Source organism: Mycoplasmopsis lipophila (assembly GCF_045276895.1).
Taxonomy (GTDB): Bacteria; Bacillota_I; Bacilli_A; order Mycoplasmatales; family Metamycoplasmataceae; genus Mycoplasmopsis; species Mycoplasmopsis lipophila.
Genome location: NZ_CP174165.1, coordinates 162,169 through 182,147, shown reverse-complemented (window position 1 = coordinate 182,147; position 19,979 = coordinate 162,169). Strand labels below are relative to the sequence as shown.

At 29.6% G+C, this 19,979-nt stretch carries 10 protein-coding genes, 8 tRNA genes, 2 rRNA genes and 1 pseudogene; all 21 read right to left on the bottom strand.

Annotation, left to right across the window (positions count from 1 at the left end):
• Nucleotides 1-40 precede the first annotated feature (40 nt).
• A complete protein-coding gene (locus tag ACJA27_RS00765) occupies nucleotides 41-760 on the bottom strand; it encodes a signal peptidase II (RefSeq protein WP_406618089.1) in 720 nt (239 codons plus the stop codon).
• A gap of 2 nt (nucleotides 761-762) precedes the next feature.
• Nucleotides 763-3,444 carry an isoleucine--tRNA ligase gene (gene ileS / locus ACJA27_RS00760; protein ID WP_406618088.1) on the bottom strand — a complete coding sequence of 894 codons (2,682 nt, stop codon included), beginning with the start codon at nucleotides 3,442-3,444 and terminating at the stop codon, nucleotides 763-765.
• Between the two features lie 8 nt (nucleotides 3,445-3,452).
• Nucleotides 3,453-5,051 carry a CTP synthase gene (locus tag ACJA27_RS00755; RefSeq protein WP_406618087.1) on the bottom strand — a complete coding sequence of 533 codons (1,599 nt, stop codon included), beginning with the start codon at nucleotides 5,049-5,051 and terminating at the stop codon, nucleotides 3,453-3,455.
• A gap of 130 nt (nucleotides 5,052-5,181) precedes the next feature.
• Nucleotides 5,182-5,814 carry a hypothetical protein gene (locus tag ACJA27_RS00750; RefSeq protein ID WP_406618086.1) on the bottom strand — a complete coding sequence of 211 codons (633 nt, stop codon included), beginning with the start codon at nucleotides 5,812-5,814 and terminating at the stop codon, nucleotides 5,182-5,184.
• 279 nt (nucleotides 5,815-6,093) lie between these two features.
• On the bottom strand, nucleotides 6,094-7,845 hold the full coding sequence (locus ACJA27_RS00745; RefSeq protein ID WP_406618085.1) for a transglutaminase domain-containing protein: 1,752 nt from the start codon (nucleotides 7,843-7,845) through the stop codon (nucleotides 6,094-6,096).
• 102 nt (nucleotides 7,846-7,947) lie between these two features.
• Nucleotides 7,948-9,687, bottom strand: a complete 1,740-nt coding sequence (locus ACJA27_RS00740; protein ID WP_406618084.1) for a transglutaminase domain-containing protein — start codon at nucleotides 9,685-9,687, stop codon at nucleotides 7,948-7,950.
• 101 nt (nucleotides 9,688-9,788) lie between these two features.
• Nucleotides 9,789-9,864 (bottom strand) — tRNA-Phe (locus ACJA27_RS00735).
• A 1-nt stretch (nucleotide 9,865) separates the two neighbouring features.
• A tRNA-Asp gene (locus tag ACJA27_RS00730) sits at nucleotides 9,866-9,942 on the bottom strand.
• Between the two features lie 3 nt (nucleotides 9,943-9,945).
• Nucleotides 9,946-10,022, bottom strand: a tRNA-Met gene (locus ACJA27_RS00725).
• A 49-nt stretch (nucleotides 10,023-10,071) separates the two neighbouring features.
• A tRNA-Ser gene (locus ACJA27_RS00720) sits at nucleotides 10,072-10,164 on the bottom strand.
• A 1-nt stretch (nucleotide 10,165) separates the two neighbouring features.
• Nucleotides 10,166-10,241: transfer RNA gene (locus tag ACJA27_RS00715), tRNA-Ile, on the bottom strand.
• 20 nt (nucleotides 10,242-10,261) lie between these two features.
• Nucleotides 10,262-10,338 (bottom strand) — tRNA-Met (locus tag ACJA27_RS00710).
• Between the two features lie 7 nt (nucleotides 10,339-10,345).
• Nucleotides 10,346-10,422 (bottom strand) — tRNA-Ala (locus ACJA27_RS00705).
• A 4-nt stretch (nucleotides 10,423-10,426) separates the two neighbouring features.
• Nucleotides 10,427-10,503: transfer RNA gene (locus ACJA27_RS00700), tRNA-Pro, on the bottom strand.
• 336 nt (nucleotides 10,504-10,839) lie between these two features.
• Nucleotides 10,840-11,327: pseudogene (locus ACJA27_RS00695) on the bottom strand (IS30 family transposase); the annotation flags it as partial.
• 511 nt (nucleotides 11,328-11,838) lie between these two features.
• Nucleotides 11,839-14,719 (bottom strand): 23S ribosomal RNA (locus tag ACJA27_RS00690).
• A 299-nt stretch (nucleotides 14,720-15,018) separates the two neighbouring features.
• Nucleotides 15,019-16,529, bottom strand: a 16S ribosomal RNA gene (locus ACJA27_RS00685).
• The 16S and 23S rRNA genes sit together here, the layout of an rRNA operon.
• 257 nt (nucleotides 16,530-16,786) lie before the next feature.
• A complete protein-coding gene (locus tag ACJA27_RS00680) occupies nucleotides 16,787-17,608 on the bottom strand; it encodes a TIGR00282 family metallophosphoesterase (RefSeq protein WP_406618082.1) in 822 nt (273 codons plus the stop codon).
• A gap of 26 nt (nucleotides 17,609-17,634) precedes the next feature.
• A complete protein-coding gene (recA, locus tag ACJA27_RS00675) occupies nucleotides 17,635-18,645 on the bottom strand; it encodes a recombinase RecA (protein ID WP_406618081.1) in 1,011 nt (336 codons plus the stop codon).
• 104 nt (nucleotides 18,646-18,749) lie between these two features.
• Complete coding sequence (gene rpsO / locus ACJA27_RS00670; RefSeq protein ID WP_406618080.1) at nucleotides 18,750-19,016, bottom strand: 30S ribosomal protein S15; 267 nt, start codon at nucleotides 19,014-19,016, stop codon at nucleotides 18,750-18,752.
• Between the two features lie 105 nt (nucleotides 19,017-19,121).
• A complete protein-coding gene (locus ACJA27_RS00665) occupies nucleotides 19,122-19,973 on the bottom strand; it encodes an FAD synthase (RefSeq protein WP_406618079.1) in 852 nt (283 codons plus the stop codon).
• Nucleotides 19,974-19,979: the final 6 nt, after the last annotated feature.

Sequence of the window (19,979 nt, the reverse complement as noted above, 5' to 3'; positions counted from 1 at the left end):
TTTTAATTAAAAAACAATACAAATTTTTCTGCATTGTTTTTTATGAAGGTCTTAAATTATTATGTGGTGGTAATTTTGGTGTTTGATTTTCATCATCATTATCTTGATTTTTATCAGATGAATCATCTTTATTAGAATCATTTTCTTTTTTATCATCTAACATAGTTTGAGAAATAACTTCTTTTTTTTGTTGTTGATAATTCAAAATCATTTCTACAACAAAATAAATAATTAAAGTAACAGCACCACCCATAATTGCTACATCTGCTACATTAAAAGTACCTATTTCTCTTCCTATTCATTTTTCTAAAAAAGGAACATATAATATATCTAAAACAGATCCATTTATGTATACAAATCTATCTATCATATTCCCTATATTTCCTCCTGCCATCATCCCTATAAGAGCAACAACAGTTTTTCGTTCATACATAAATAATGGTAAAACCAATAAAAAGATAAATACTAAAATACTTAAAGTTTGAATCAAAATGGTTTTTCCTTCAATCCTAGGAGAAAAAGTTACACCCGCATGTAATACTGAGCGTGAACCTATAATTCCTCAATTAAATAAAATTCCTGATTTTGCAGCTTTTTTTTCAGCATTTTCTCACTTAAATAAAGTTATTTTAGTGATTTGATCAGTAAAAACTACAAAAATTAAAACTAAAAAGAAAATAGAATAAGCAACAAGAATTCTTTTTTTATTTTCTTTAAGTTTTTTTATTCATTCATTAATAAAATTTTTAATTTTTTGCATTTTTAGTCCTTTTTATTAACTATACTATAACATAAAGGACATAAATTATCTACAATTTTTGATTTTGGAAAATGATTTCAACATCTTAAACATTTTTCTGATTCAAAAATGTCAATAGAATTTTTTAAACCAAATTCCACTTTTCCTACCATTAGTAAAAATTTTAAATCTAATGATTTAATAAAATCACTTTTTGTTTTTATTACAACTTTAGCTTCATTTGATCTTTTTATTAAATTGTTTTTAATAGCATTCTCTATAATAACATTTACTTCATCTCTTAAAACAAAAAATTCATCTCATTGCTTAAGAATTTTTTCATCAAAGGTATTGTTTTGTTCTAATCTTTCTAAATGTACAGAAATTTGTTTATCTACTTTTGATTCAAAATTATCATAAGCATCTTCAGCGGTAGCAGGTAATATTGGAGCAATAGCTTTAATTAAAAAATCAGTAATTTCATAAAAATTGGCTAAAGTCATCATTCTATTTTCAGAATTAAATTCTTCAATATATAAAATGTCTTTTGTAATACTCAAATAAAAACTTGATAATTCCACAATAAAATTATTTAAATGTTTTACAACATTTATTAATTTATATTCATCATATGCTTTAATAACTTTTAATTTTGTTTCTATAAGTTTTTCCTTAATATAACTATGAACACCTTTCCTTACAGTTTGTGGATTGTATTTATAGTTATTTAAGTTCCCTAATAAAAATTTAATAGTGTTTCTAATTTTTCTATAGATTTCTGCATTTTGATTCATAATTTGTTCTGAAATAGAAACATCATTAGAATATTCACTATTTGCTACTCAAAGTCTTAAAATATCAGCTCCATATTTTTGAACCATTTTTAAAGGATCAACTGTGTTTCCTTTGGACTTAGACATTTTTTCACCTTTACCATCTAAAACAAAACCATGAGAAAGTAAATTTTTGTATGGTGCTCTTCCAGAAAAAGCTACAGAATTAATTAAAGAAGAATTAAATCAACCACGATATTGATCGCTTCCTTCTAAATATAAATCATATGGCGCACTATATCTTGAATCTATGTCCACTCCTAAAAAAGTTGTTCCAGAATCAAATCAAACGTCCATAATGTTATTTTCTTTGGTGAAACCTTGATTTTTATATTTTTCAGGTAATAATTCTTCTGCAGAAGAATCAAATCAAATATCACTACCATATTTTTCTACTAAAGAAATAATATGTTCAAATAAATCTTCTTTTAAAACAGGTTTTTTATCCCTATCATAAAAAATAATAATTGGGACCCCTCATTTTCTTTGTCTACTAATGGTTCAATCATGACGATCAATTATCATATTTGATAATCTCTTTTTAGATCATTCTTGTGAAGCATTAACTTTATCTAATTCATCAATAATTTGATGTTTAATTTTATCAATAGATACAAATCATTGGGGGGTGCCTCTAAATAAAATTGGTTTATGTGTTCTTCAATCATGAGGATAAGAGTGAAGAATGGTTCCATTATTTAAAAGTTGATGTTTTTCTTCCAATTCTTTAATAATTAATTCATTAGCTTTTTCATAAAATTGGCCTTGATATTGTAATCCTTTTTCGTTAATAGTTCCATTATCTTCTATATGCATAATCATATTAAGGTTCTCTTTAATTCCAATTTGGAAATCATCTTCTCCAAATAAAGGAGCAATATGAACTAATCCTGAACCAGATTCTAAATTAACATGATGTCCATATACAACTGGACAAAGATTTTTATTTAAAGGAGATAAATATTTTAAACCTATCATTTCTCTAGATTTAAATTCAGAAATTATTTTTGCTTCTTTAAATTCTAAAGTATCAATAACTTTTGTAAATAATTCTTTAGCAACAATATAAAATTTTTGTTGATATTCAAAACGGACATAAGTAATTTTTTCACCAACCGCAACACCAGCATTAGCTAACAAAGTTCAAGGAGTAGTAGTTCATATAATTAAATTATCTTCTCTTTGAAATTGTTTATTTTTATTTAATTCTTCAACTTTAAAAGCTACAAAAATAGAAGGAGATTTAATATCTTGATATTCAACTTCTGCTTCAGCAAGAGCTGATTGAGAAGAAGGAGATCAATATACAGGTTTTAAACCTTTATATACCAAACCATCAAAAACCATTTTTTTAAATAATCTTAATTGTTGGGCTTCAAATTTTTTGTCCATTGTAATATAAAATTTTTTAAAATCACATAAAAGATTAAATTTTTGAAATTCTTGTTTTTGCTTTTCAACTTGACTTAAAGCATATTCAGCTGCTTTTTTTCTAAGTTCAGAAGTAGATAATTCATCTTTAGATTTAATTTTTGATTCTAAAAGCATTTTATGTTCAATAGGTAAACCATGTGTGTCTCATCCGGGAACAAAAGGAGTATAAAAACCTCTTAAAGATTTATATCTAATGATAATATCTTTAAGAATTTTATTCATAGCATGCCCCACATGAATATCTCCATTCGCATATGGGGGACCATCATGTAAAATAAAAGGAGTATTGTTTTTGTTCTTTTCTAAAACTAATTCATAAATTTTTTGCTCATTTCACCTTTGAAATATTAATGGTTCTTTGGTAACTAAATTTGCTCGCATATCAAAATTAGTTTTAGGCATTATCAATGTTTTTTTTAAATCAATTTCATTATTCATATATCTCCTTATTTTTTGTTTTGAATAGTAGTTTTAATAAAAGTATCAAAAAGTGGATGTGAAGTTAAAACTCTAGAATTAAATTCTGGCTGGTATTGAACCCCTACATAAAAAGGATGATTTTTTAATTCACAAACTTCAATAGTATTTGAATTAGGATTAAATCCTGTTAATTTAAAGTTATCATCTTCTATTTGATTAGTTCATTTTGAATCTAAATCATAACGATTACGATGTCTTTCATAAATTAAATCTTGTTTATAAATATTATGAATTAAAGAAGATTTAGTAAGAAGTATTTTGTCTTCACCTAAATGTAAGTAATTTTCAATTTCAGGATGTGTATTTTTAAAAATAAATGTTCCATTTGGAATATGTTTTTTAAATTCTTCTGAAGTAGGACTTAAAATATTTTTTCTTTGTGCTTGTTCAATAATCATTGCTTGAAAGCCAAAGGCTAAACCTAAAGTAGGAATTTTATTTTCTCTTACATAATTAGCAATTCTAACTTTAGCTTCAAAACCTCTAAAATTAAATCCAGGTAAAATTACTGCTCCATCATAATTATTCAAAATAATGATATTTTTATCATTTGCTAAAGTTTCTACATCTAACAAATCATAATTAAATTTTACTTCTTGATGAATAGAAGCTATTTTTAAGGCCATAATAATTGATAAATATGAATCTTCTAAAGCAGCATATTTACCTACTAATGCTATATTAATATTCTTTTTATTTTCTTTACGATTTTTTTCTACAAATTGTTTTCAAGGTAATAAAACCTTACCATCAAATTTAGATTTCATTTTAAAATGATTAAGAATAATATCACATATATGTTGTTCTTCTAAATACAAAGGAATTTCAAATATATTAGCCATATCTGGAATAGAAATTACATTTTTAGGATCTAAAAATGAAGATCTTGCAATTTTAGTAATAATACTTTCATCTACTTCACCTTGTGATCTCAATAATAAAACGTTAGGATTAATGCCAAAAGATCTTAATGTAGCAATAGAAACTTGTGAAGGCTTAGATTTATATTCTTTTGAAGCAGATAAATATGGGACAAAGGCAATATGATTAAAAAATACATTTTCTGGATACATTTGAGCAAATTTACTTATAGCATAAATGAAAGGATTAGATTCTATATCTCCAACTGTTCCACCTATTTCAATAAGCATAAAATCAGGTTCATATTTTTTAGCATTATCTAAAATAATATTAATAATTTCATCTATAACATGAGGAACAATTTGAACAGTTTTTCCTCCATATACTCCATTACGTTCATTAGCAAAAATTCTTGTATAAATCTTCCCACTAGTAAAACTTGAATCTTTAGATAATTTAACATCTATAAATCTTTCATAATGACCTAAATCTAAATCTGTCTCTCCTCCATCAGCAGTTACAAAAACTTCACCATGTTCAATAGGAGACATTGCTGAGGGATCGATATTTAAATAAGGATCTAGTTTTATAGCAAAAATTTTATATCCTCTGGCTTTTAATAAATTACCAATACTTGCATTGGTAACTCCTTTTCCTAATCCTGATAAAACCCCACCAGTTTCAAAAATAAATTTTGTTTTCATATTACCTTCTTAATATAAGAGTAAATTTAATATAATAATTTTATATTAAAAAATAATTTGAAAACTCTTATTATGAAAAAAGGTTTCAAATTATTTTTTCTTTTTTTAAGTTAAAAATTCATTTTTTATTCTATTTTGTTTTAGTTAATTCCCAGATATTATCAATAATTTGATGTTTTTGAAAATTAAATTTTCACCCATCTTTTATATTATTTGTTTCATTAACTAAATCCTGATTAGTTAAATGATTATGAGGATTTACATATTTAAACCCATGTAAAGAAACTGTGTAGCGTTTAGATAAAGCAGGTTTGTTTTTATGAAAAACTTTCATTTTAATTTCTACTGAAGCTAAACCTTCTTTTTCATCATATTTATCTAAAACTTCTATAATTTCATATTTCAAAAATTTATATTTTAAATTAGTATTGGGAATGCTAAATTTCTTCATTGCTAATAGATAATCAGCTGTAAAATATTTTAATTCTGCTTCTGGAATTTTATTTATTAATTCTGGTTTTTTATCAATTTCTTGTTTTATCTTGTTATTAGATAAAAGACTATCAATAAAATCATTCATTTCCTTTTTTGTATTTTCGTCAACTATAGGAGTTGGAGAAATTTTTCAATCTTTTTTATTATTGATTACATCATAAAATTCTTTGTACTCATTAGTACAACGCAAAACTGCCGCATTACTAAAAATAATGCTTGAAATTGATGCTATTGGTAAAATAATTTTTTTATTAAAAGTTAATTTCATTTTGTCTTTCTAAATTTTCAATGCTTATTTATTGAAATTATACTTTTTTATTAAAAAATAAAAATTCCTAAAATTAAAATTAATTAAATTTTTTTGACTTTTTACAAGAAAAATACATATATAAATAGAAGTAAATTCTATATATAAAAATAATTAAAATTCAAATTTATAAAAAACATAAAAACTACCAGCAACCTATATTTTTTAGAATTAAGAATAAATCATTTATTCATTTTTTATAAAAAAAACAAATTGTTCGTTTGACAATTTGTTCAAAAATTATTTTAAAGGTAAAACTTTATCAATATAAAAGTATTTAAATAATGGATCGGCTACATGTTTATCTCTAAAATCTTGGGAATTTAAAACTAATGAATGATCAAATAACATTTGGTTACCAGGATCATTAGGATCTTCATAATTTGTTTCATGATCACTTCAAGTTAAATCAATAGGATATCAACCTTTTTTACCATTAATATCTAAATAAACTTCATTCCAAGCGTGTAATTCAGAATCATTTTTGGGATCTGTTGAATGTGAAATTCCATCTTTATAACCTCTACCACCAATATATCTATTAGGAATACCTAAATAGTATAAGAATAATGATAAAGTTCTTGCATAACCATCACAAACTACTTTATTTTTTGATTTTAAAGTGATGTTATATGGATCAGCTAATGAAAGACCCGAAGCATTTTTATATGAATTTAATTCTTCATCACTAGCATATTCATATTTCCACATTATGTAATTTACAACTGCTTCAACTTTTTGTAAATCAGTTCATCTTTCATCAACTATTTCATTTAATTTATTTATAATAAATCATTTTAAATCTTCAAATTTTTCATCTTGAGTTAAAAATTTAAGTCCATTTTTAAGTGTAATTTCAGTTGCATCTTGTTTTTTTTCTTCTACATAATCTCAATTTGTAAAACTAAAATCATAATCATATCCATCACCAGTTAATAAATATGCCTGTCTTGCTAATTCTAATTCAATAGCTGAAGCCTTTAAAATTTCTTCTTTCTGATCTTTTGAATAAGGTTTTTTAGGATCTTCAAATTGGGATATATATTCATTTAATCATTCAGGAGCATCTTTAAACTTATATGTATCTTTTGAAAATTTTTTAGCTAAATTTAAAGTAATTTCTTTATTTTTTCTTTTTAATAAGGCTTGTCTAAGTTCTTCTTTTTTTGGTTCATCTTGTTTTTGATTAATTTTCAAACTATTTAATTTTTTTTCTCTATTTTTTTGAAAATAACCATATTCTTCTTCAGGAACTAAATCTAGCATTCTAGCGAAAATTTTAATAATTTGTTCATCAATAATTCCAGTAGTTTTTGTTTTTTTATTTCCATAAATAAGATCGATTGAAATTATTGCTGATTCTATAAATTCTGATTCTTTTGATTTTCCCTGTTCTATATAATTTATAAATTTAGTTGCCATCCCATCTAAATTACTTGAGGCTTCTTCAATCATCTTATCAAATTTATTTTTGTAATATTCCTTTAAATTGTAATCAGAAATTTTTTCAAAACGAGCAAATTTTTTCATAGCTATACGTTTATATTTACTTATTTTTTCTAAATCAATATGTATTCTTTGAAAATATTCATTATATAACTCAGTAATTCTTTCTTTAGATATTTTAGCATTAGGTATATTTAAAAATTTTTCTAATTTATATATAGCAATAAAAGTAGAAGCAGTCGCCTGTAATAAAACTCTATCAACTTTTTTATCTTCCAATTCATATGATTGCAAGTCATATCATTTTTTATCTTTATAAACATCATGAGTAAGATTTTCATATGAAAAAGAAGTTAAATCATCTTCTTTTTCAATTTTCTTACCTAATTCTTGATTAAGTTGTGGATTTTGATTTTCATTTGGTTTTTGATTTGGATTATTTGGTGTATCATCCTTTTTACATTTAGCAGAAATTAAAGAAATGGGTAAAATTACTAAACTAGAACTAGCTAATGTAAGAAAATATTTTAATTTGTTTTTAAGCATATCTATTCCTTTTTATAAGTTATGAATTAATATAATAATTATAAAATATAAAGCCAAAAGATAAAAAAATCTTACTTCATCATATAAAGTAAGATAAAAATATTATTTTAAAGGAGTTGCTTTATCACTATAAAAAATTCTAAATAAAGGATCAGCCATATGTGAATCTCTAAAATAATCATCTTTTAAAAAGTATTTGAAATTATAATCAATACCACTTTTTGTTTTGCCATCATTTCATGTTAAATCAACTGGATATCAACCTTTTTTACCATTAATATCTAAATAAACTTCATTCCAAGCGTGTAATTCTTCACTTCCATTAAGTTCACCCTTACCACCATAATATCTAGTTGGAATATTTAAGAAATACATAAATAAAGCATAAGTTCTAGCATATCCATCACAAACTACATTACCACCAGAAACAATATTATATGGATCAGCTAATGAATAACCTTGAGAATTTTTATATTTCTTAACTTCACTATTAGTAGCATAATTATATCTTCATAAAATATAATTATGCACAGCTTCAGCTTTTTGTAAATCGGTTCATCTATCATCAATAATTTGATTCAATTTATTGATGATATATTCTTTTAATTCTTTTCATTTTTGTGAAGAAGTAGTTCATTTAAACCCTTTTTCTACATCTACATAGTATTTATTATTATTTTTAGCAGGATCTAATGGATTGTATTCATTTAATAAACTAAAATCAATATTTCAACCTTCTCCCATTGCTTTATAGATATAACGTGATAATTCTAATTCATGAGCAACAGCATGCATTAATCATCATTTAGTATCATTATCAAATGGTTTATTTGGGTTTTCAAATTGAGATATATATTCCGCAAATCAATTAGGATCACTTTCCATATTAAATTCTTGATTATATTTTAAATCATATTCAAGTTTATATCTATCTTCGCTATGTTCTGAAACTATTTTTCTTAATTTTTCCAAATAAGAATCAGAATGAGTTTGATACATTTTTAATTTAGAAAGTTTTTGTTCTTTATCTTTTTCAAAGTAATTATGTCCTTTTTCAGGAACTAAATTAATTAACCTTTTAAAAGCTTTAATTTCTTTCTTATTTTTATTGTTATTGATAGCACTTTTTGCTTGATTAACAATTGTAGCAGCTTTTGTTTTTAATTCATTTAATAATGATTGATTATTTTGTTCTAAAAGTTCTCTAAATTTAGAATCTAATTTTTCCATTAAAGTTTCTACATCATTAATTACTTTATTAACATATGGAGAAAAAAATGAATATAAATCATAGTCACTATTTTTAAAATTAGTAAATCTTTCTTCTATTAAAGTCCAATATTTTGTATATTCTTCAACAGATTGATATACTTTTTCAAATGTTTCATCATACATTTCTTTTATTTTTGATTGATCAATTTTTGTAGAAGAATAACTATTTAAAGCATATTTTCTATTATATTTAGAAACCACTGAAGTAACATCTATTTCATTAGAACTATGATTATGTGAACTTAATTTATAAAGTGATTTTTCATCTAAATTTAATAATTCTTCATATGAATAAGATTTCAATTCATTTAATTTTGGAGGATTAGTTAAAATACCACCATCATTAATTTGTGGATTTGAATTACCTCCTGGATTTTGATTATTGTTGCCAGGATCCGGATTAGATGGGTTTTGATTATTTCCTGGATTAGTTTGATTATTAGAACCTCCAGGCAATTCTGGTTTTTGTGGGTTATTTGTAGTATCTTTACATGACAAGGTAAAAATCGGTACTAATAAAGGACTAGTAAAAGTTAATAATGCAGGTAAAATGAATTTTACTTTTTTCATATATTGCTCCTATTAAATAGTTTAATAATTTTTATAAATTATAAATATTAATTTTAAAAAATAAAAAAAACACCTAAAAAGGTGTTGATCACATAATGAAATGGTGGCTCCGGCAGGGATCGAACCAGCGACACACGGAGCTTCAGTCCGTTGCTCTACCAACTGAGCTACAGAGCCATGGCGGTCCAGACGGGAATTGAACCCGCGATCTTCTCCGTGACAGGGAGACGTATTAAACCACTTTACCACTGGACCATATGGTTGCGGAGATTGGACTTGAACCAATGACCTTCGGGTTATGAGCCCGACGAGCTACCAAACTGCTCCACTCCGCGACATATATTTAGTTTTATTTTTGTTTGATGCTCTTTATAAAAGAGCAAATGGCGGGTGATGAGGGATTCGAACCCCCGCGGGCCGTGAAGCCCCTGATAGTTTTCAAGACTATTCCCTTCAACCAGGCTTGGGTAATCACCCATGGTGGACCTAACAGGATTCGAACCTGTAGCCAACCGGTTATGAGCCGGTTGCTCTAACCGTTGAGCTATAGGTCCTTAACAGCTAGATTTCCATATGGTAGCGTCGAAGAGAGTCGAACTCTTGACCTTCCGGGTATGAACCGGATGCTCTAACCAACTGAGCTACAACGCCATATAAATGGTGGAGAGTATGGGATTCGAACCCACCGCCTCCTGCGTGCAAGGCAGGCGCTCTAGCCAAATGAGCTAACCCCCCACAATGGTGAAGAAGACAGGATTTGAACCTGCGACCACTTGGTCCCAAACCAAGCGCTCTACCAAGCTGAGCTACTTCTCCACATTGTAATGCTATAAATAAGCATAAAAAATTATATAGTATAAAACAAAAATAGAATTATATTATTTTTGACTTTTTTACTTTTTTGAGATTTATTTTAATAATCTCTTTTGTTATGATAGCATAAGTTAAAAAAATTGTAAATATTTTTTATATATCTATATTAAAAACTTATAAATTGCAAAAAACCTCTATTTTAAGTACTTATCAAAATATTAGTAAAATATTAGTTTTAAAATTTTTCTAGTTGAATTTATCAAAAATTTAATTAGAAAATATCACTTCCTATAAGAATTAATTAAATTTTTTACAAAAATAAATTAAACAAATATTTTCTTATACTGAAAGAACATTGGAAATTTTTGTGTTACTATAAATATTTCTAGCATAAGAATTAACAAAATTCATAAATTTTGTAATATCTTTTCCAACATAAAGATCAATAGAATTACCTTTAGGAATGTATCTACGTAGCATTTATGGCTATTTTGAATACTTTCTTTTTCTGCCGAAGAATATAGATAACAATGATAAATATCTTTTATACTTTCTATAATTTTCGCTTTCGTTATCTATTGTTAATATTTTAATATTTAAGTCATATTGTTTTATAAGTTTTATTAAATTTTCTTTTACACTTTTATCAGATCATTGAGTAAAAGCAAAATAAACATTCTTATTTTTCTATTTAACAAAGTTAAAATGCTATAGCTATCAAATTTAACACCAATTACTATATCAAGTTCATAATCATTATTATTAAGTCTTAAATTTATAGATTCTAGTCTTTCAGTTATTAGCTTACCTATACTTTTTTCTTTACTTCATTTTTAATAGCTTTTTAATGTTTTTGCCCTTATCGCAGATAAATATGGAAAAATATTTAATTCAATACTTATTTTTTACCTTTTTTAATTAAAGAATTTCTCTTAATTGTCAAGAAGAAATATGATTTGAATTCACTTTCAAATTATTTTTATTTAAAATTTCTCTTCAATTATTTTCCTCAATTATAAAGTGTTCTTACTTATATTCATAAGTTTTTTGTTTAGTAATTTAGACTTAATTTTTATACAAAAATCAATTTTATTTTTTATCATATATAATTATTTACCTTTCTTTTCGGACTTAAATTTTATACAAAAAAAAGTAGTAAAAATACATCTAGATTTCTTCTAGGTGTATTTTACTTTTGGAATCTTTAATCTATAAAAGTTTTTTAATCTTGAAAAACAACAGAAAAATAAAAAAAGCCCATATAGGGCAATGTTCTCTGAAAACTGAATAGTATAAAATGACTAGTGATGATTCATTAAAATATCTTAAATACACATTACTTTTAAACCTATCAATTTATTAGTACTAGTCAGCTGAACACATTGCTGTGCTTACACTTCTAGCCTATCAACCTCGTCGTCTACAAGGAATTTCAAGGGAATACTCATCTCTGAGGAGGCTTCCCACTTAGATGCTTTCAGCGGTTATCCTTTCCATACTTAGCTACCCTGCTATGCTGCTGGCGCAACAACAGGAACACCAGTGGTATGTCCGTTCCGGTCCTCTCGTACTAAGAACGGCTCTCATCAATATTCCAACGCCCACATCAGATAGGGACCAAACTGTCTCACGACGTTCTGAACCCAGCTCGCGTACCGCTTTAATGGGCGAACAGCCCAACCCTTGGAACCGACTCCAGCTCCAGGATGCGATGAGCCGACATCGAGGTGCCAAACCTTGCCGTCGATGTGATCTCTTGGGCAAGATAAGCCTGTTATCCCCAGGGTAACTTTTATCCGTTGAGCGACTGCTATTCCACAATAAACAGCCGGATCACTAAGTCCTGCTTTCGCACCTGCTCGACTTGTAAGTCTCACAGTCAAACACACTTTTACCTTTGCGCTCTACATATGGTTTCTGACCATACTGAGTGTATCTTTGAACGCCTCCGTTACTCTTTAGGAGGCGACCGCCCCAGTCAAACTACCCACCACGCACTGTCCCCCTACCGGATTATGATAGCAGGTTAGAAACTCAACATACCAAGGGTGGTATTTCAAGGTTGACTCCACCAGGACTAGCGTCCTCGCTTCAAAGTCTCCCACCTATCCTACACATGTTAGGCCAAGTTCCAATACGAAGTTGTAGTAAAGCTCCATGGGGTCTTTTCGTCTTGATGCGGGAACCCAGCGTTTTCACTGGGACCATAATTTCACCGAGTCTAGTGTTGAGACAGTTGAGAGATCATTGCGCCTTTCGTGCAGGTCAGTATTTAGCCGACAAGGAATTTCGCTACCTTAGGACCGTTATAGTTACGGCCGCCGTTCACCCGGGCTTCATTTCAATGCTTCGCATAAGCTAACAAATCCATTTAACCTTCGGGCACTGGGCAGGCTTCACCCCCTATACATCACCTTGCGGTTTAGCAGAGAGCTGTGTTTTTGATAAACAGTTGCCCCTCACAATTTACTGTGGCCTATATAAATATAGGCACCCCTTTTCGCGAACTTACGGGGTCATTTTGCAGAGTTCCTTAACACTAGTTTTCTCGCTCGCCTTAGAATACTCATCTTGGGGACGTGTGTCCGTTCTCGGTACGGGTTTCTATAAGAATATACGGTTAGAAGCTTTTCTAGGAAGCGTGAAATCATTCAATTCCTTGCGTATGCATCATACCTCCCGGTTATACAATGCGGATTTGCCTACATTGACCAGTAAATATTTGCCCCCAAATCCAATAATGGGTAGAACTATCCTTCTCCGTCACTCCATCACACTTATAGAAAGTACAGGAATATTAACCTGTTATCCATCGGTTACGCTTTTCAGCCTCACCTTAGGTCCTGACTAACCCTGGGTGGACGAACCTTGCCCAGGAAACCTTCCCCAATAGGCGTCGTAGATTCTCACTACGAATCGTTACTCATACCGGCATTCTCACTTCTTATCGCTCCACCAGTTCTCACGATCTGACTTCGTCGCAATAAGAACGCTCCTCTAACGTACATAAAGTACCCGTGGCTTCGGTATCGTGTTTTAGCCCCGTTACATTGTGGGCGCAAAACCTCTTGACTAGTGAGCTATTACGCACTCTTTAAAGGATGGCTGCTTCTGAGCCAACCTCCTAGTTGTTTATGAAGTTTCACAACCTTTTCCACTTAACACGATTTTGGGACCTTAGCCGACGATCTGGGTTGTTGCCCTCGCGAGCCGGGACGTTAGCACCCCGGTTCCGACTGCATGACAGTACACACTGGTATTCGGAGTTTGATTATAGTCAGTACTGCTAGGCGCAGCCATTCCATATTCAGTGCTCTACCACCAATGCTTAACATCACACGCTAGCCCTAAAGCTATTTCGAGGAGAAACAGCTATCTCCAAGTTCGATTGGAATTTCTCCACTATTCACAAGTCATCCAGGCACTTTTCAGCGTACTGTGGTTCGACCCTCCACTAGGGGTTAACCTAGCTTCAGTCTGCTCATGAATAGATCACATGGTTTCGGTTCTATATCAACATACTAATTCGCCCTATTAAGACTCGATTTCTCTACGGCTACGCTTTTTTCCGCTTAACCTCGCATGTTAACATAACTCGCCGGTCCATACTGCAAGATGTACGCCATCACCCATTAACGGGCTCTGACTAATTGTAAGTAAGTGGTTTCAGAATCTATTTCACTCCCCTCTCGGGGTTCTTTTCACCTTTCCCTCACGGTACTAGTTCACTATCGGTGTCTAGTTAGTATTTAGCCTTACCAGGTGGTCCTGGCAGATTCAGACAGGGTTTCACGTGCCCCGCCCTACTCAGGATACAGTCAAGAGATTTAAAGATTTCGCTTACGGGGGTATCACCCTCTTTGCCGCTTCTTCCCAAAAGCTTCTGCTATCATTTAAATTTTGTAACTCTATGTAGACTGTCCTACAACCCCAATAAAAATTGGTTTGGGCTATTCCACGTTCGCTCGCCGCTACTGATGGAATCATTATTTATTTTCTCTTCCTCATGCTACTAAGATGTTTCAGTTCACATGGTGTCTCGATCATAACCTATTGATTCAGTTAATCACAACTAGGCATAACCCTAGTTAGGTTTCCCCATTCGGAAATCCCCGTTTCAAAGCATATATCCGGCTCCACGAGGCTTATCGCAGGTAATCACGTCCTTCATCGACTTCTAGACCCAAGGCATCCACCACAAACTCTTACTTATTTAAAAGTACAATATAAAACCTATTGTTGATGTGTATTTTAAGACATTTCAATGAATCATTATTATTTACATAATGATTACTCGATGAATCAAAACAAATTGACAATTATTTGTTAATTTTATTTTTGATGTCGTTGTAATATCAAATTTACTACTATTCAGTTTTCAAAGAACAATTGAGAGAATGTTCTCTCAAAACTAGATATTAGCTAAAAGATCAAAAGCTACATGACTTAATAAATAAAATAATGATCTTTAAAAGGTTAAAACTTCTTTTGAACAAGAAGATGTTTTGTACTCCGTAGAAAGGAGGTGATCCATCCCCACGTTCTCGTAGGGATACCTTGTTACGACTTCACCCCAGTCACCAGTCCTGCCTTAGGCAGTTTGAAAAAACCGACTTCGGGCATTACCAGCTCCCATGGTGTGACGGGCGGTGTGTACAAGACCCGAGAACGTATTCACCGTAGCGTAGCTGATCTACGATTACTAGCGATTCCGACTTCATGAAGTCGAGTTGCAGACTTCAATCCGAACTGAGAACGACTTTTTGAGATTTGCTCCATGTCACCATATTGCTTCTCTTTGTATCGCCCATTGTAGCACGTGTGTTGCCCCACTCGTAAGAGGCATGATGATTTGACGTCGTCCCCACCTTCCTCCCAATTACTTGGGCAGTCTCCTTAGAGTCCTCAACTAAATGTAGTAACTAAGGATAAGGGTTGCGCTCGTTGCAGGACTTAACCAAACATCTCACGACACGAGCTGACGACAACCATGCACCATCTGTCATTCTGTTAACCTCTACTATATCTCTATAGCTTTGCAGAAGATGTCAAGAGTGGGTAAGGTTCTACGCGTATCTTCAAATTAAACCACATGCTCCACCGCTTGTGCGGGTCCCCGTCAATTCCTTTAAGTTTTACTCTTGCGAGCATACTACTCAGGCGGATCATTTAATGCGTTAGCTGCGTCGATGAGTCTCCCATCAACTAATGATCATCGTTTACGGCATGGACTACCAGGGTATCTAATCCTGTTTGCTCCCCATGCTTTCGTCTCTCAGTGTCAGTGTATGTCCAGTTAGCTGCCTTCGCCATCTTGGTGTTCTTCCATATATCTACGCATTTCACCGCTTCACATGGAATTCCGCTAACCTCTACATAACTCTAGCTTGCCAGTATCCAACGCGAGTTGGGGTTGAGCCCCAAAATTTAACGTCAGACTTAACAAACAACCTACAGACGCTTTACGCCCAATAATTTCGGATAACGCTTGCAACCTATGTATTACCGCGGCTGCTGGCACATAGTTAGCCGTTGCTTTCTAATAAGGTACCGTCAAGCTAATATCATTTCCTATACTAGTTTTTCTTCCCTTACCACAGCCCTTTACAACCCGAAGGTCTTCATCAGGCACGCTGTGTCGCTCCATCAGACTTTCGTCCATTGTGGAAAATTCCCTACTGCTGCCTCCCGTAGGAGTCTGGGCCGTATCTCAGTCCCAGTGTGGCGGATCAGTCTCTCAACCCCGCTAAACATCATCGCCTTGGTAGGCCATTACCTTACCAACTAGCTAATGTTGCGCACCCCGATCTCTCAGCGAAGCTTTGAAGCTCCTTTTATGTAATCTTCATGCGAAAATCACAAGTATTTGAAATTAGCGTCCGTTTCCGGCCGTTATGTCAAACTAAGAGGTACGTTAAGTACGTGTTACTCACCCATTTGCCGCTAAGTTATTGCTAACTCCGCTCGACATGCATGTATTAGGCACACAGCCAGCGTTCATCCTGAGCCAGGATCAAACTCTCGAAAAAATTGACTGTCATGTATAATAATATCTAGTTTTCAAAGAACATTTCATTAACTCATTAAATGCTTAATAAATTAACTTTACTATTATATACATAAATTAAAATAAAAATTAAAAAATTTTATTTATTTTTTTATGAATATATTTTTCTATCTTTTGAAGTATATTTAATAACCTAACTCAAAAAATAGTGTTTTAATTATACACTAACAAATAAATTATATATGATTAAAAAAATAAGTCGGTTTCGACTTATTAATATTATTTATTATTAGGAAATATATTTATAGGAAAAATTTTATTATTTTGTTTATTAGTAGAAAGTTGAAGAACTACACCATTTAATTGAACTGGGTTACTTGATACTTTAAATTTTATGTAATCTCCATATCTCATTTTACGATAAACTTCTTCAAAATTAGCACCTATTGCTGCATTAAATGGTCCACACATTCCTGCATCTGTTATATAACATGTTCCATTAGGTAGCACATGAGCATCATTAGTTTGTACATGAGTATGAGTACCTAATAAAGCATGAACTTTACCATCTACATATAAACCAAAAACATTTTTTTCACTAGTGGTTTCACCATGGAAATCTATAATATGAAAATCTGATGATTGTCCATATTTTTCTAATTCATCAAAAACATCAAAAAAGTTATTTGCATATTCTTCACCTCAAGGAGCTAATAATTGATTAAAAGTAATACCCATAAAGGAGGTTACTCTTATAGTAATATCATTTTCTAATGCAAAAACTTGGGTTCCATGCCCAGCATATGATGATTGAATATTTAAAGGTCTTATTACATCTTCATTATTAATAATAGATAATATATCTTTTTTTGCTCAAACATGGTTCCCTAAAGTAAAAGCATTAACACCAGCTTCTTTCATTTTTAAATAATCTTCTTGAGTCAATCCTTTTCTTGAAGAAACATTTTCACTTTGAGCTATAACGAAATCAATATCATATTTATCTATCAATTCTTTTAAATTATCTTGAAGACACTTAACACCAGGTGCTCCAAAAACATCACCTATAAACAAAACATTAACTTTTTTTTCTTTATTCATATCTATAAATATTCTTTCTATTTTTTTTATTCTAATTCTGCTTTAGTTGAGTTTAAAATTTTATTTTCAATTTCATTCTTAAAATCAAGATTATTTAATAAAAATTCTTTAAATTGTTTTTTACCTTGAGCTATATTTTTATCTCCATATGCATATCAGGAACCTTTTTTAGAGAAAATATTTTTTTCTACTCCTAAATCTATTAATTCTGATAAAGCATCAATTCCATGAGAAAAAACAATTTCAGTAGTAATACTCTTATATGGAGTAGATAATTTATTTTTTACTACTTTCATTTTTACTTCATTACCGGTGATATCTTTACCATCAGTAATGGTAGTAGATTTTCTAACTTCAATTCTAATAGAGGCATAAAATTTTAAGGCTCTACCACCAGTAGTAGTTTCTGGATTTCCAAACATAACTCCTATTTTTTCTCTTATTTGATTAATAAATAAAATAGTAGTTTTATTTTTACTTAAATTTCCAGTAATTTTTCTTAATGCTTTCGACATTAATCTAGCTTGTGAACCAATTTGCTGATCTCTCATTTCTCCATTTAATTCTGCTTCTGGAACTAATGCTGCTACTGAATCAACTACAATTAAATCAACTGAACCTGATTTAGCTAAGATATCAACAATCTCAAGTGCTTGTTCTCCTGAATCAGGTTGAGATAAAATTAATTTATCTAAATCAACACCTAAATTTTTAGCATAAATAGGATCTATAGAATGCTCTGCATCTATAAACGCTGCTAGTCCATTTCTTTTTTGTATTTCGGCAATCGCATGTAAACATAAAGTAGTTTTTCCGCTACTTTCAGGACCATAAATTTCTATAATTCTACCTTTAGGGTATCCACCTATTCCTAATGCTTCATCTAATAGATAAGAACCAGTAGGAAATGTATCAATTTTTTCTACTTGCTCATTTTGACTAAGTAGCATTATTGATTCATCTCCAAATTTTTTCTTAATTTCATCAAGAATTTTGACTACTTCTTGATTTTCTAAAACGTTATTTTTTTTATTCATATTTGTTTTGACCTCCACCTATATATGTCTTTTTATTAGGTGAAAGTTAAAAAAATAAAAAATTTTAACAAAAAGGGCCTCTTTTTGTTAAAAATATAAGATTTTTACTTTCTAAGTTGTAATTCTGATAAACATTTATTGTAAGTTTCAAAATCATTTTCTTTTAAATGTTGTAATAAAATTCTACGTTTTGTGATTTTTGCTAAGAAACCACGACGTGAATGGTTATCATGTGGATTTTTATCAAAATGAGTTTTTAAATCTTCAATTTCAGCGGTTAAAATTGCGATTTGAACAAATGAATTTCCTGTATCTTTAGGATTCTTTCCATACTTTTTAATAATTTCAGCTTTTTTTCTTTTATCGATCATATTAATCTCCTTAATTGATTAAATGTTTAAACCTAGTCATATGTTAAATATTAACCAAGCATAAATTAAGCATTATTAAATGCATATATAATTCTATAACAAGTTTTATTTAATGTCTAAATAATATTTTTTAATTTTTATAAAATCATCTTTTTTAATAACTTGTTTTTCTCCATCAGCAAAAAATCTAATATTTTTTTCTACAATAATATTTACATTTTGAATATCTTTATTTTTATATTTAAAATCTAAAATTTGAATTTTATATTTTTGATCTTTTACCAAAAGAGCACATTTATATTCATAATCATTATATTGCATTGTAGAAGCATATATTCCATTAGGCAACATAACTAAATTTTCTTTAAAAGATAAATTATGCTCTAAATCTAAATTAGCATTAAAAGAATAAGGCATAACTAAAAGTGTATTAACTAATTCTATATCTCCTAATTCTAAAGATTCTTTAATAAAAGAAGAAGAAATTTTTGCAGAATTTTGTAATTTTAAAATATCTATAGAATAAATTTGATTAGGAAATTTTTGTTCTAAAAATTCATAATTTCCTTGCCCTTGATAACCAAAATGAAAATCTTTACCAATAATAATTTTGAAATCTTTATTATTTTCAGTCAAAATATTTATAAATTCCTCTGCTAAATAATTTTTTACTTTACTATATTCTAATTCTATTGCATATTCAAAATTTAAATTTGCAAAAATTTGTAGTCTTGCTTGTAAATTTGAAAAAATAAATTTATTAATATTTTTAGGTAAATTCTCAACATCTTTAAAATAAATTAAAACAATATCATGTTCATTATTTTGTTTCAATTCTTTTGCTTTTTCATAAAGTTGATGATGTCCTATATGAAAAGATTCAAAAGCGCCAATTATAAAAATAGGGCTTTTGAATCTAGGAATATTATTAAATGGATAAATAGTTAAATCAGTCATATAAAA